Here is a 13,800-nt window from a genome sequence, read left to right as displayed (position 1 = left end):
TCTCGGCCGTGCCCGCCGCCCAACGCTCAACACGACACGAAGACGTCCACCGCACGGCGGTGGAATCGAGCTTCGATGAGAGGAACGTTCATGCGCGCCCGGAGCATCGGCGCGGCCACCGCAGCAGCATTGGCTCTGGTGGCCGGCCGCGATCTCGTCCAGAAGAAGCACGCACTGCTCCGGAACTTTCCGCTGATCGGACATGCCCGGTACCTGCTGGAGACGATCGGGCCCGAGTTGCGGCAGTACATCGTGACCTCCAACGAGGAGGAGCGCCCGTTCAGCCGTGACCAGCGCACCTGGATCTACGCGTCGGCGAAGGGCGAGAACAACTACTTCGGGTTCGGAACCGACGTCGACGTCGAGCACACGCAGGGGCACGCGTACCTGAAGCAGCGCACGTTCGCCGACACCCTGCCCGACGTGCACGACCCGCAGGCTCCACTGCCGTCGGCCAAGGTGCTGGGCGGGCCGCGCGGACGCGCCAAGGCGTTCCGGCCGGCGAGCGTCGTGAACATATCGGCGATGAGCTTCGGATCCCTCTCGGGCGCGGCGATCGCGGCGCTCAACAAGGGGGCGGCGCTGGCGGGCACGATGCAGAACACCGGAGAGGGCGGACTCTCGCCGTACCACCGCAACGGCGGTGATCTCGTTCTGCAGATCGGTACGTCGTACTTCGGCTGCCGCAACGAGGACGGCAGCTTCAACCTCGACAAGCTCAAGGATGTCGTCGCCGGCGCCCCGGTCAAGGCGATAGAGATCAAGCTCTCCCAGGGCGCCAAGCCAGGACTGGGCGGGATGCTGCCGGCCGCGAAGGTGACCCCTGAGATCGCCGGGATCCGCGGCATCCCCAGCGGCCAGGACTGCGCGTCCCCGTCGCGGCACACCGCCTTCAGCGACGTCGACTCGATGCTCGACTTCGTCGAACTGCTCTCCACCGAGACCGGTGTCCCGGTCGGGATCAAGAGCGCGGTGGGTGAGATGGACTTCTGGCAGGAGCTCGCCCGGCTGATGGCGCGTGGTGACCGGGGCGTCGACTTCGTGACCATCGACGGCGGTGAGGGCGGCACCGGGGCGGCACCGCTGATCTTCACCGACTCGGTGTCGCTGCCGTTCCGGATGGGCTTCTCCCGCGTCTACAGCACCTTCGCCGAACTGGGACTGACCGACGATCTGACCTTCGTCGGCTCCGGCAAGCTCGGCCTGCCCGAGAACGCCGCCGTCGCCTTCGCCCTGGGTGCCGACATGATCAACGTGGCCCGCGAGGCGATGCTCTCGATCGGCTGCATCCAGTCGCAGAAGTGCCACACCGACAAGTGCCCCACCGGCGTCGCCACCCAGAACCAGTGGCTGGCGCGGGGCCTCGACCCGACGTCGAAGGCCACCCGTGCCGCCGTCTACCTGCGCACCCTGCGCAAGGAGTTGATGAAGGTCTCGGCGGCTCTCGGCGTCGCCCACCCGGCACTCATCACGGCCAACGACATCGAGATCATGAATGGCGACTACGACGCCCGTACCCTGGCCGGCGTCTACGGCTACAAGGACGGCTGGGGCGAACTCGGCCCGCACCTCGCCGATGAGATCACCGCGCTGCTCGCCACCGGGCCGACCTCCGCGCAGGAGCCGGTGGCCTGACCCGTCGCCGACGGGCGCCCGGCGGCATCGCGCCGACCGGACCCGCAGGGACGGCACTTCGCCGATCGGCAGACACGCACCCTTGGTCACCCTGACCATGGAGGTCATGTCCTCCGCCGCGCGCCGCGCCGCCCACACCGACCTCGCCACCTCCCTGGGGCTGCTCAGCGACGACGAGCTGACGGACCTCCTGGCCGAGGGGACGCCCGCCGGCGTCGGAATCGGGGGGCGCTCGGTGCTGATCGACGTGGACGGCCAACGGGTCTTCGTGAAGAGGGTGCCGCTCACGGACGTCGAGCGGCTGCCCGAGAACACGGGCTCCACGGCCAACGTCTTCGAGCTGCCGTCCTTCTGCCACTACGGCATCGGGGGCCCGGGCTTCGGCGCCTGGCGCGAGCTGGCCGCGCACACGATGACGACGAACTGGGTGCTGGCCGACCGTTTTCCGGGCTTCCCGCTGATGCATCACTGGCGGATCCTGCCGGATGAAGTGCAGCCGCTGCCCGACGAATTGGCCGACGTGGAGGAGGTGGTCGCGTACTGGGGCGGCGCCTCGCAGGTGCGCGAGCGCATCGAGGCCCTGCGGACGGCCTCGGCGAGCCTCACCCTCTTCCTGGAGTACTTTCCGCACACCCTGCACGACTGGTTCGACACCCAGCTTCGCACCGGCGATCCTGACCGGACCTGCGCGCGGGTGGAGCAATGGCTGGGCTCGCTGTCGTCATTCCTGCACGACCGTCAACTCCTGCACTGCGACGCCCACTTCCAGAACGTCCTCACCGACGGCGAGGAGTTCTACCTCGCCGACTACGGCCTCGCCCTCAGCCCCAGGTTCCAGCTCAGCCGGCAGGAGCGCGCCTTCTTCGACCGGCATCGGGACTACGACCTCGTCTACACGCGGGCGCACCTGGTCAACTGGCTCGCCACGGCCCTGTACGGCTACGACCGCCAGGAGCGTGAGGCCTTCGTGCGGGCCTGCGCGATCGGCGCCCACGTGGACGGCATGCCGAAGACCGCCGCGGCGATCATCGCCCGGGACGCTCCCCTGACCGCCGTACTGAACCGCTTCTTCGGCCGGCTGCGGCAGGAGAGCAGGCGGACCGCCTACCCTGCGGCTGGCCTACAACAGCTCGACGCTCTCGGCGTAGTGGCAGGCGACCGGGTTGCCGCCGCCCCGGACGATCAGCTCGGGCACGTCCTCGACGCAGGCGGTGCGTTCGCTCTCCGTCAGCTGGCCCGCGAACTTGGGGCAGCGGGTGCGGAAGCGGCAGCCGCTGGGCGGGCGGACCGGGCTGGGGACGTCGCCCTGGACGAGGATGCGTTTGCGGGCGCGTTCCTTGCGCGGGTCCGGGAGCGGGATGGCGGAGACGAGGGCTTGGGTGTACGGGTGCGCGGGGGCCGCGAACAGGCGGCGGGCGGGGGCGATCTCGACCAGCCGGCCCAGGTACATCACCGCCACCCGGCCGGCGACATGGCGCATCACCGACAGGTCGTGGGCGACGAACAGGAAGGACAGACCCAGCTCGCTCTGCAGGTCCATCAGCAGGTTCAGGACACCTGCCTGGATCGACACGTCGAGCGCCGAGACCGGCTCGTCCAGCACGATCACCTTGGGGTGCAGGGCCAGCGCGCGTGCGATGCCGATGCGCTGCCGCTGGCCGCCGGAGAACTCGTGGGCGTAGCGGTTGCCGTGCTCGGGGTTGAGGCCGACCAGCCGCAGCAGCTCACGCACCTCGTCGCCGCCTCCGGCGTCGTAGCGGCCGTGGATGCGCAGTGGTTCGGCGACGATCTCGTGGACGGACATGCGCGGGTCGAGGGAGGCGTACGGGTCCTGGAAGACGATCTGGAGTTCGCGGCGCAGCGGTCGCATCCGGCGCCGGGTCAGCGCGGTGAGCTCGTGGCCGCCGTAGCGGACCTGGCCGGAGGTCGCGGCCTCCAGGCCGAGGATGGTGCGGGCGGTGGTCGTCTTGCCGGAGCCGGACTCGCCGACCAGGCCGAGGGTCTCGTGCTCGAACAGGTCGAAGGAGACCCCGCACACGGCGTGCACGTCGCCGATGCGGCGGCGGACGACGCCGCGGGACATGACCGGGAAGTGCTTGACGAGGTCACGGACCTGGAGGACGGGTTCGCCGGTGCCGCCGTGTCCGGGCAGCGGGGGCAGCGGTGCGGCGGCGGCCTGGGCGGGGGCGCTCATGCGGAGTCCTCCTCGGCGTTCGTCGAAGCGGCGGTGTCGGCGAAGCGGGCCAGGGCCTCGGAGTCGGCGCCGACCACGTCGAAGACCTCCGCGGCGCCGGTGTCGACGAGTTCGTCGGTGAAGTGGCAGGCGCTGAGGTGCAGATCGTGCCCTGCCTTGCGCAACACCGGTTCCGTGCCGTCGCACACGTCGCGGCGCATGGGGCAGCGCGGCGCGAAGGGGCAGCCGGGCGGCAGGTTCAGCAGGGACGGCGGGGAGCCCCCGATCGGGGTGAGGCGTGCCTCCTCGCGGTCCATCCGGGGCAGCGAGCCGAGCAGGCCGAGGGTGTAGGGCATGCGCGGGGTGTAGAAGATGTCCTCGACCGAGCCGGTCTCCACGATCCGGCCCGCGTACATGACGGAGACCCGGTCGCAGTGGCCGGCGACCACGCCGAGGTCGTGGGTGATGAGCACGAGGGCGGCGCCGGTCTCGGCGCGGGCGGTCTCCAGGGCGTCGAGGATCTGCGCCTGCACGGTGACGTCGAGGGCGGTGGTCGGCTCGTCGGCGATGATCACGTCGGGGTCGTTGGCCATGGCGATGGCGATGACGACGCGCTGGCGCATGCCGCCGGAGAGTTCGTGCGGGTAGTTGTCGACGCGCCGTTCCGGTCCGGGGATGCCGACGGTGCCGAGGAGTTCGACGGCGCGCTCGCGGGCGGCGCGGGACTTGAGGCCGGGCTCGTGGCGTTGCAGCGTCTCCGCGATCTGATAGCCCACGGAGTAGACCGGGTTGAGGGAGGTCATCGGGTCCTGGAAGATCATCGCGATGCCGCTGCCGCGCAGGTCGGACAGGCGCGCGTCGGACATGCCGAGCAGTTCCGTGCCCTCGAAGCGGACCGAGCCGCGCACCCGGGCCGTGTTCGGCAGCAGCCCCATCACGGCGAGCGCGGTGACCGACTTGCCGGAGCCTGACTCGCCGACGATGCCGAGCGAGTCGCCGCGGTCGAGGCGGTAGCCGACGCCGCGCACGGCCCGTACGAGACCGTCCTCGGTGGGGAACTCGACGCTGAGGTCCTCCACTTCGAGGACCGCGCCGGATTCCTCGCCCTTGCCGATGACCGTCACTGTCGCACCCTTTGCTGCCGGGGGTCGAAGGCGTCGCGCAGTCCGTCGCCGATGAAGTTGATGGTCAGGGCGATGGCGATGATGAACGCGCCGGGGATGTAGAAGAGCCAGGGCCGGGTGTCGACCGCCGTCTGCGCCTGGGAGACCAGCAACCCCAGTGAGGTGTCGGGCGGTTGCACACCGAAGCCGACGAAGGACAGCGCCGTCTCGGTGAGGATGCCGGTGGCCACCAGCACCGTCGCGTTGACGATGATGGGGCCGAGCGAGTTGGGCAGCAGATGCCGGAAGATGATCCGCGCGTCCGAGGCGCCGAGCGCCTTCGCCGCCTCCACGAACTCCTTCTCACGCAGCGACAGGACCGTGGAGCGCACCACGCGGGAGACGTACGCCCAGGTCAGTCCGGCGATGACGGCGGCGATCCAGTACCAGGAGCCGCCGCTGCGGGAGGAGATGACCAGGGCGATCGCGAACAGCGGCAGGGTGAGCACCAGATCGGCGATGCGCATCATGAGCGAGTCCACCGTCCCCCGGTAGAAGCCCGCGACCGCGCCCCAGATCGCGCCGATGAAGGTGGAGCCGAGGGCGATCAGAATGGCGATCTTCAGCGAGGTCTGGGTGCCGCGCATGACCTGAGCGTAGGCGTCGTAGCCGGAGGCGTTGGTGCCGAACGGGTGCTTCCAGGACGGGGATTGGGAGTTGTCCGGCGTGTACTTCTGGTACGAGTAGTGCCACAGGTGCGGGCCGATGAACGCCCACAGCAGGATCAGCACGAACACGATCAGGCTGGCCATCGCGGCCCGGTGCCGCACGAAGCGGCGCAGCACCAATTGGGTCTGGCTGCGCTGCTTGATGGTGAACTCGTGCTCTCCGTGCGGCCGTTGCGTGCCCGTTCCGGGTGCCTCGATGTCAGTCATAGCGGATCCTCGGATCGAGTACGGCGTAGAGGAGATCGGCGACGAGGTTGAACCCGATGACGACGACGGCGGAGAGCAGCAGCCACGCCATGGTCCGGTAGACGTCGACGGTCGAGGCCGACTCGACGAGCATCTCCCCCATGCCGTGCCACTGGAAGATCGTCTCCGTGATGACCGCTCCGCCCAGGATGATCGCGACGTCGAGCGCGGTGACCGTGGTCAGCGGGATCAGGGCGGTGCGCAGCGCGTGCCGCACCATCACCGTGCGGCGGCGCAGCCCCTTGGCGCGGGCGAGACGGACGTAGTCGCTGTTGAGGACCTCCAGCATCGAGGCGCGGGTGTAGCGGGTCCAGGAGGCGAAGGAGACCAGGGCCAGAGTGATGGTGGGCAGTACGAGGTGGCCGACGTGGTCGGTGAACTGGTTCCAGGTGGTGTCGACCTCGAGGTACGGCGACTTCTCGCCGATGGTGCCGAGGAACTGGCTGCCGGTCTGCTCGTTGAACCAGATTCCGGCCTGCTTGAGCAGCACCGCGAACCAGAACACCGGCATCGCGAGGAAGAGGAAGCCGAAGAAGGTGATGGTGTAGTCGGCGGCCGAGTACTGGCGGATCGCGCTGAACACACCGAAGATCACGGCCATGATGAGAGCGATGATCATCGCGGCGGCGACCAGGGTGATGGTCACCCGGAAGCGGGTGAACAGGTCGTGCCCGATGTCGAGGTTGGGCTGCACGGACGGGCCCCAGTCGCCGTGCAGGACTCCGGTGATCCAGTTCCAGTAGCGCTGCGCGGCCGGCTGGTCGGCGTGGATGTGCCGGGCGAACGCGGCGACGGCCGCCTTGCTCGGCGGCGGCTGCCGCGAGGTCGCGAAGTTGGCGACCGGATTGCCTGCGTTGACCACGACCAGGAACACGATGAACGTCGACGCGATCAGGACGGGGATCGAGACGAGGATGCGGCGCACGGTGTAGGCGAGCATGCGGTCTTCTCTCGCGGGCCGGTGGGCTGGCTTCGAGGTCGTGTCCGGTCCCGGGGTCTCCGGGACCGGACACGGGAGGCGCGGGTTACTTCTTCAGGCCCCATTCGGCGGTGTTGTACGGCGGCCCCACGTTGGTGGAGTTGTTCCGCATGTTCACGAACCGCGTCTGGACCGCGAGGAACGTCGGCTTCTGATAGAGCGGCAGGACGTAGGCGGCATTGACCATGATCTTATCCGCCTGGTTGAGCAGGGAAGCCGCCTTCGACGGGTCCGTCTGCCCGATGGCCTCGGAGATCAGGGAGTCGACCTTCTTGTCGCTGTATCCGCCGTAGTTGCCCCCTCCGCCGGTGGCCCAGTTCTGCTGGGCGCCGGAGGTCGGGAAGGGCGCTGCGACCCAGGCGAACACGATGATGTCGTACTGGTGCCCGGCCAGCACCGTGCCGAGGTCGGCTGCGCCGATCGGCTTGATGTCGACCTTGATGCCCAGGTTCGCGAGCTCACTCTGCAGGATCTGGCACTCGCTCTGCCGGATCTGGTTGCCGGTGGTGTAGCGGCAGTTGAAGGGTCCGACGGCCTTGCCGTCCGGCGCCTTCAGCGCGGTGCCCACACCGGTGAACTTGGCGTCCGTCAGGTACTTCTTCGCCTTGGCGAGGTCACCGGAGCCCTGCCCGGTGGCGGTGACGAGGTCCTGGTAACCGGCCTGTCCCGGCACGAAGTTGTGGTTGCCGAGCTGCTTCACGCCGGGGTCGAACTGGCCGACCGTCTTGGACACGATGTCCTTGATGCTGATCGCCGTGAACATCGCCTGGCGCAGCGCGGTGTACTTGCCGAGCACCGGGTTGTGCAGGTTGAGGTCGAAGTGCTCCCACTGCAGCCCGTTGCCGATGTTGTAGGTGACGTTGGGGATGGACTTGACCTGGTTGACCAGGTCCACCTCAGGCTGCGGGTAGATGCCCTGGACCTCGTTGTTGCGCAGGGCGGTCGGCTCCTGGGAGGCGTCCGAGATGACCTTGAAGACCAGGCGTTGCAGGGACGGCTTGGTCGCGCCCCACCACTTGGGGTCGGGCTCGAAGGTGCCGTGGTCGTTGTCCGCCCACTGCGTCATCTTGTAGGCGCCCGCCGTCGCGTACTTGCTGGGCGGGTTCTTCTGGAAGTACTGCCAGCCCTGGGTCATCTGGGCGGCGGTCATGTGCACGGCGTCGCCGGCCTTGGCGCCGGAGATCTTCTCCGCGACGTGCGCCGGATACAACGGGTAGCCGGCGCCGAACAGAGACTTCCAGTCCGAGTAGGGCTTGGACATCACCATGGTGACGGTCTTGCCGCCGTCGGAAGCGGTGAGGGACTTGATGCGGTCGTATCCTGCCGTGCTCTGCGGCAGGCAGCCCTTGGTCTGGCTCGCGTCGCTGGCGGGCGGCGGCGGGCAGTCCTTGCCGTTGTTGGTGCGCCAGTAGTAGGTGAAGTCGTCGGCGCTGATCGGCGTGCCGTCGTTCCACACCGCTTTCGGGTTGATCTTGTAGACGATGGTCTGCGGGCTGGTGCTGGTCTGCGTCGCCGAGGTCACCAGGTCCTTGTTGAGGGAGACGGTGAAGTCGGGCAGCGGGACGAAGACCTGGGGCAGGACCACCTCGAGCGCCTCGGCGTTCTCGAAGGTGTTGCCGTTGGTGTCCTGCACGTTCCACTGCTGGATGTTCTTCTCCAGCACGTAGGTGAACGTTCCGCCGGACTTGGTGGCCGCGGAGTTGCAGGAATTGGCCTTGCCCTGGGTGTTGCAGGACGAGAGGCCGGCCGAGCTGTTCTTGCTCGAACCACCGCCACCGCCGCTGTTGCTGCTGCACGCGGCGAGAGCGAGTACGAGCCCCGCGGCAAGTGTGAGTCCCCTCGTGAGGGCCGATTTTTGCGCGCGCATGTCCCTCCTCCGGCCCGCGGTGACTCCGCGGCCTTGTGGTGGCGGCCGAGCGGCCGCGAGAGGTCTGAGCTGCGCATTGACGCTAGAACTCGCGTGTACCTTATTCATGTTCTTGTTCATACCGGGATGGCGACAATTCACCCTCGGTTTCCCCTAGGAACGTTTTACGTAGGGCAAAGTCCGCTGATGGCGGGTCAGTCAGCCGACCGGCACTCCCGCCTCCAGATACAGCGCCGCGCCGCGCTCGCGCGCCCGCAGGGCCCAGCGCAGCCGCTCGTAGCGCACCGGCGGCAGCAGATCGGCGGCCTCCTCCTCGGTGGCGAACCGCCAGCCGCGGAGCTCGGGGCCGGGCAGCAGGAGACGGGAGGCCTCGGCGGTGTCGAGCCGGCCGCCGTCGAAGAGGAGACGCAGACCGCCGAAGGCGGGCGGCACCGGGGCCTCCCAGTCGACGACCAGGAGCCGTGGCACGTCGTCGAGGCGGATGCCGGTCTCCTCGGCGACCTCGCGCATGCCGGCCCGGGCGGGAGCCTCACCGGGTTCGACGACGCCGCCGGGGAACTCCCAGCCGGCCTTGTAGGTGGGGTCGACCAGCAGAACGCGGTCCTGCTCGTCGAAGAGGAGGACGCCGGAGGCGACGGTCTCGGCGGTGGGCTCGGGCGTCTGGACGATGTCGCACACCGCGGCCTCACCACTGCCGACGGCCTCCGCGATGCGCATGGCGGCCTGATACGCCGTCAGCGCACCGGTGTCGACGAGGTGGGCGTCGGCGGTCAGCCAGGTTCCGAGGGCAACGCGGTAGAGCTCGACGTGGTCGTACGACCACTGCCGTACCCGCATCTCGCCGTCCGGCAGGTCCGGCGGTACCTCCCGGCCCGCTATTCGCTCGCGCAGGATCGTTTCCGCCGGGGCGAGGAGGACATGCCGGACCGAGATACGGCGGGCCGCGAGGCCGCCGAAGATCTCGTCGCGGTACTCCTGGCGCAGCAGGGTCATGGGGACCACGAGGGTCCCGCCGAGCTCGGCCAGCATCGCGGCCGCGGTGTCGATCACGAGCCGGCGCCAGATCGGCAGGTCCTGGAAGTCGCCGACCTCGGTGAGGTGCTTGGGCGGCAGCAGGTGCGTGAGCGCCGCGCCGATGACCTCGGGGTCGAAGAGCGTGCTGTTCGGGATCAGTTCGATCAGTTCCCGTGCGGTGGTGGTCTTCCCCGCACCGAACGCGCCGTTGATCCAGACGATCACGGACTCCCCCTCTTCTGTTGGCCCCATGTGGCTTGCCCGTTCCACCCTGCCACGGAAACCAGGCCCAGTTGAGGGCGCACAAAAGGGGGCGCCGGTGCCCGCCCGATGCGGGGACACCGGCGCCCGACGCTCCGGAGGCCGACCGTCCGGTCTAGTCGAGAACCTGGTCGGCGCCGGGGAGGGCACCGTCGCCGACCGTGTGGGTGACGGTGCCGAGCGTGTCGTCGACCCCGAGGTCGCTCTGGGCCTGGTGATCACCCAGGACCTGGTGGTCCCCACCGTGCGAGGGGCTGATCGCCGCCACGACGAACCCGGTGGCGAGGGAGGCGATGGCCATCATGCTGCGCTTCTTCATGCCCGGTTCAACTGCCGGACCCGTCCGGTGGTCACGCATGCCTGACGTACGCGGCCGGAGCCCGGACCTCAGCCGGGACCCAACACGATCGAACAACCGCTACCGCTCCCCTTCCAACAGACTCAGACACGTCCTACCGTAAACGCGCAGAGATGACGCGGACATGACGTCATCCCACCTTTCGCGTGTTTCGGAGGAACGTAACGATGCGTCACCTTCACACCCGCACACCCCGTCGAAGAGTCGTCGGAGCGCTGGCAGCAGGGCTGCTGTGCGCGGCAGGCCTTGCCGCGCCGGCCGTGGCCGCGCCCGGCGCGGAGCCCGCCGCACCCGCCCTTGCCGACGGCCTCGCGCTCACCCCTCCGATGGGCTTCAACAACTGGAACTCCACGCACTGTCGCGCCGAGTTCAACGAGTCCATGGTCAAGGGCATCGCGGACCTCTTCGTCGAGAAGGGGCTCAAGGACGCCGGGTACCAGTACGTCAATCTCGACGACTGCTGGGCCCTGCCGAACCGGAACGCCGACGGCAAACTCGTACCGGATCCGGTCCGCTTCCCGGGCGGGATCAAGGCGGTCGCCGACTACGTGCACTCCAAGGGCCTCAAGCTCGGCATCTACACCAGCGCCGGCACCAAGACCTGCAACAGCGCCGGATTCCCGGGCGCCCTCGGTCACGAGTACAGCGACGCCCAGCAGTTCGCGGACTGGGGCGTCGACTACCTCAAGTACGACAACTGCAACAACCAGGGCGTGGACGCCAAGCAGCGTTACACGACCATGCGCGACGCCCTCAAGGCGACCGGCCGGCCGATCGTCTACAGCATCTGCGAATGGGGCGAGAACAAGCCCTGGGAATGGGCCGCCGACGTCGGGCACTCGTGGCGCACGACGGGTGACATCAGCGACAGCTGGGGCTCCATGCTGGGGATCCTCAAGCAGAACCTGCCGCTCGCCCCGTACGCCGGTCCCGGCCACTGGAACGACCCGGACATGCTGGAGGTCGGCAACGGCGGGATGACCGACACCGAGTACCGCTCGCACTTCTCGATGTGGTCGGTCATGGCCGCCCCGCTGCTCATCGGCTCCGACCTGCGCAAGGCCTCCCAGGCGACCTTCGACATCCTCGACAACAAGGAGGTCATAGCCGTCGACCAGGACCCGCTGGGCAAGCAGGGCACGGTCGTCTCGTCCGCGGGAGGGCGCTGGGTCGTCGCCAAGGAGATGAAGGACGGCAGCCGCACGGTGGCCCTCTTCAACGAGTCGGGCGCCGCCCAGCGCATCGCCACGACCGCCAAGGCCGTGGGCCTGCCCCAGGCCCCCGCCTACACCCTGCGCGACCTGTGGCAGCACAAGAGCTACAACACCGCGGGCACGATCTCTGCGACCGTCCCGGCGCACGGGACGGTCCTGGTGCGCGTCTCCGCCGACCGCGGCTGGGCCACGCATCCGCCCGCCGTCGAACTCGGCGTGGACGGCAACCCGTTGACGGTGGCCGGCACGGCGACGACGCTGACCTCCGCCGTCACCGATTACGGCCGTACGCCCGCCGAGCACGTCTCGGTACACATGACCGCACCCGCCGGATGGACGGTCAAGGCCACCTCGCCGACCACCTCCGGCGCCGTGCCGACGGGCCGCTCCCTGCGCACCAAGTGGTCGGTCACCGCACCGGCCGGGACTGCGACCGGCTCGTACGACCTCACGCTCAACGCGAACTACCGCTCACCGGCCGGGACCCGCGCCGACAGCACGGTGCCGCTGACCGCGTCCGTCGTCGTGCCGCCGCCCTCGGGTACCTCCGGCCTCGGCGACCTGCCCTGGCTGTCGGCCACCAACGGTTACGGGCCGGTCGAGCGCAACACCAGCAACGGGGAGAACGCGGCGGGCGACGGTCATCCGCTGACGATCGGCGGAGTGGTCTACGGCAAGGGGCTCGGCGTGCACGCGGAGAGCGCCGTCGAGTACTACACCGGCAAGGAGTGCGAGAAGGTCACCGCGGACGTCGGCGTCGACGACGAGAAGGGCGCGAACGGGACCGTCGCCTTCGAGATCTGGGCCGACGGCACCAAGGTCGCCTCCACCGGCGTCCTGACCAACGCGATGCCGGCCCAGCCGCTCACCGCGGACGTGACCGGCGCCCAGGTGGTCCGCCTGGTCGTCACCGACGGCGGCGACGGCATCGACTCCGACCACGCGGACTGGGCGGACGCGCAGCTGACCTGCTGAGCCCGCGCGGGACCCAGCAGGGGTGAACGTTCCTGCGCCGGGCCCGCAGACCACCGCAGGCTCCCTCAGACCGCGGCCGCGTCCGTCCGCCGGGCGAGCGCGGCCGCGGCCGCACCGACCAGTCCGGCATCCGTGCCCATCTGGGCCGGCGTGATCTCCAGACGCTGCACGAAGGACAGCGTCGCGTACTGGCCGAGGGCCTTGCGCAGCGGCGTGAACAGGACGTCGCCGGCCTTGCCCACTCCCCCGCCGATCACGGCGATGTCTATCTCCACCAGCGTGGCGGTGGCCGCGATGCCGGCGGCCAGCGCCTGCGCGGCCCGCTCGAAGGAGGCCACGGCGACCGGGTCGCCGGCCCGGGCGGCGGCGGCCACCGCGGCGGCCGAGGTGTCGCCGTCGGCGCCGGGCCGCCAGCCGTTGTCCAGCGCGCGGCGGGCGATGTTGGGGCCGCTCGCGATGCGCTCCACACAGCCGCGCGAACCGCACGGGCACAGATCTCCGTCGAGGTCGACGCTGATGTGACCGATGTGACCCGCGTTGCCGGTGGGGCCGGGGTGCAGCTGGCCGTTCAGGACCAGGCCGCCGCCGACTCCCGTGGAGACCACCATGCACAGCGCGTTGTCGTGGCCGCGGGCCGCGCCCTGCCAGTGCTCGGCCGCCGTGATGGCCACGCCGTCGCCGATCAGCTCGACGGGCAGGCCTCCGGCCGCGTCCTGCACCCGCCGCACGAGCGGGTAGTCGCGCCAGCCGGGCACGTTCACCGGGCTCACCGTGCCCGCGGAGGCGTCCACCGGGCCCGCGCTTCCGATGCCGAGGGCCGTGGCGCGTCCCCAAAGGGGCGATGCGGTGAGTTCGCCGAGGACCTCCTCGACCGCACCCATCACGGTCTCGCCGTCCTGCTGCGCGGGCGTGGCACGCTGTGCACGCACCAGGATCTGGCCGCGGTCGTCCACCAGCGCCCCGGCGATCTTGGTGCCGCCGATGTCGAGCGCGGCCACGAGGTCGGTGTGCATCAGTGTCGGATCTCCCCGTCAAACCATTGGTTCTCCGGACATCCAGGGGAAGTTCCCCCTTCAACCAAGGAGAAGACTGAGCCGGTCTCGCAGTGGGGGCGGAGGCCGGAAGTTGCGTTGGACAGTCTCTCTTGCATATGACAACGTTGTCCAGGCCCTATGCTCGACGCCACATCCTCATACAAACTCATGGTCGACGCATCCCCGTGGACGAGACAGGACAGGACAGCGCAT

The 13,800-nt window shown here is 69.4% G+C and carries 11 protein-coding genes; 2 read left to right on the top strand and 9 right to left on the bottom strand.

Annotated features, from left to right (window positions below; all coding sequences use genetic code 11):
- The first annotated feature begins 90 nt into the window (after positions 1-90).
- Entirely contained in the window at positions 91-1,635 is a 1,545-nt protein-coding gene (locus tag ACGFYN_RS34000; RefSeq protein WP_393869778.1) for an FMN-binding glutamate synthase family protein, read from the top strand.
- A gap of 721 nt (positions 1,636-2,356) precedes the next feature.
- Here ACGFYN_RS34000 and ACGFYN_RS33995 read toward each other — a convergent pair.
- The 8 genes from ACGFYN_RS33995 to ACGFYN_RS33960 all read right to left on the bottom strand — a co-directional run bounded on the left by ACGFYN_RS33995 (position 2,357) and on the right by ACGFYN_RS33960 (position 10,325).
- Complete coding sequence (locus tag ACGFYN_RS33995) at positions 2,357-2,509, bottom strand: hypothetical protein (RefSeq protein WP_393869777.1); 153 nt, start codon at positions 2,507-2,509, stop codon at positions 2,357-2,359.
- Between the two features lie 246 nt (positions 2,510-2,755).
- Entirely contained in the window at positions 2,756-3,829 is a 1,074-nt protein-coding gene (locus ACGFYN_RS33990; protein WP_393869776.1) for an ABC transporter ATP-binding protein, read from the bottom strand.
- Positions 3,826-4,932 (bottom strand): ABC transporter ATP-binding protein, encoded by a 1,107-nt coding sequence (locus tag ACGFYN_RS33985; protein ID WP_393869775.1) that lies wholly within the window; start codon positions 4,930-4,932, stop codon positions 3,826-3,828. Before ACGFYN_RS33985 ends, ACGFYN_RS33990 begins: the two co-directional genes overlap by 4 nt.
- Entirely contained in the window at positions 4,929-5,846 is a 918-nt protein-coding gene (locus ACGFYN_RS33980) for an ABC transporter permease (protein WP_393869774.1), read from the bottom strand. The genes ACGFYN_RS33985 and ACGFYN_RS33980 overlap by 4 nt, the downstream gene beginning before the upstream one ends.
- On the bottom strand, positions 5,839-6,825 hold the full coding sequence (locus tag ACGFYN_RS33975; RefSeq protein ID WP_393869773.1) for an ABC transporter permease: 987 nt from the start codon (positions 6,823-6,825) through the stop codon (positions 5,839-5,841). Before ACGFYN_RS33975 ends, ACGFYN_RS33980 begins: the two co-directional genes overlap by 8 nt.
- 85 nt (positions 6,826-6,910) lie before the next feature.
- Positions 6,911-8,731 (bottom strand): ABC transporter family substrate-binding protein, encoded by a 1,821-nt coding sequence (locus tag ACGFYN_RS33970; RefSeq protein ID WP_393869772.1) that lies wholly within the window; start codon positions 8,729-8,731, stop codon positions 6,911-6,913.
- Between the two features lie 198 nt (positions 8,732-8,929).
- A complete protein-coding gene (locus ACGFYN_RS33965) occupies positions 8,930-9,997 on the bottom strand; it encodes an NUDIX domain-containing protein (RefSeq protein WP_393869771.1) in 1,068 nt (355 codons plus the stop codon).
- 124 nt (positions 9,998-10,121) lie between these two features.
- Positions 10,122-10,325 carry a hypothetical protein gene (locus ACGFYN_RS33960; RefSeq protein WP_393869770.1) on the bottom strand — a complete coding sequence of 68 codons (204 nt, stop codon included), beginning with the start codon at positions 10,323-10,325 and terminating at the stop codon, positions 10,122-10,124.
- A 206-nt stretch (positions 10,326-10,531) separates the two neighbouring features.
- Between ACGFYN_RS33960 and ACGFYN_RS33955 the strand changes: the two genes are divergently transcribed.
- A complete protein-coding gene (locus ACGFYN_RS33955; RefSeq protein WP_393869769.1) occupies positions 10,532-12,553 on the top strand; it encodes an NPCBM/NEW2 domain-containing protein in 2,022 nt (673 codons plus the stop codon).
- Positions 12,554-12,618: 65 nt separating this feature from the next.
- Here the strand turns inward: ACGFYN_RS33955 and ACGFYN_RS33950 are convergent, their stop codons facing one another.
- On the bottom strand, positions 12,619-13,566 hold the full coding sequence (locus ACGFYN_RS33950; protein ID WP_393869768.1) for an ROK family protein: 948 nt from the start codon (positions 13,564-13,566) through the stop codon (positions 12,619-12,621).
- Positions 13,567-13,800: the final 234 nt, after the last annotated feature.

Source organism: Streptomyces sp. NPDC048419, from assembly GCF_043200415.1.
Classification (GTDB): Bacteria; Actinomycetota; Actinomycetes; order Streptomycetales; family Streptomycetaceae; genus Streptomyces.
The sequence above is the reverse complement of the archived record's forward strand: the minus strand, read 5'-3'. Positions and strand labels throughout refer to the sequence as shown.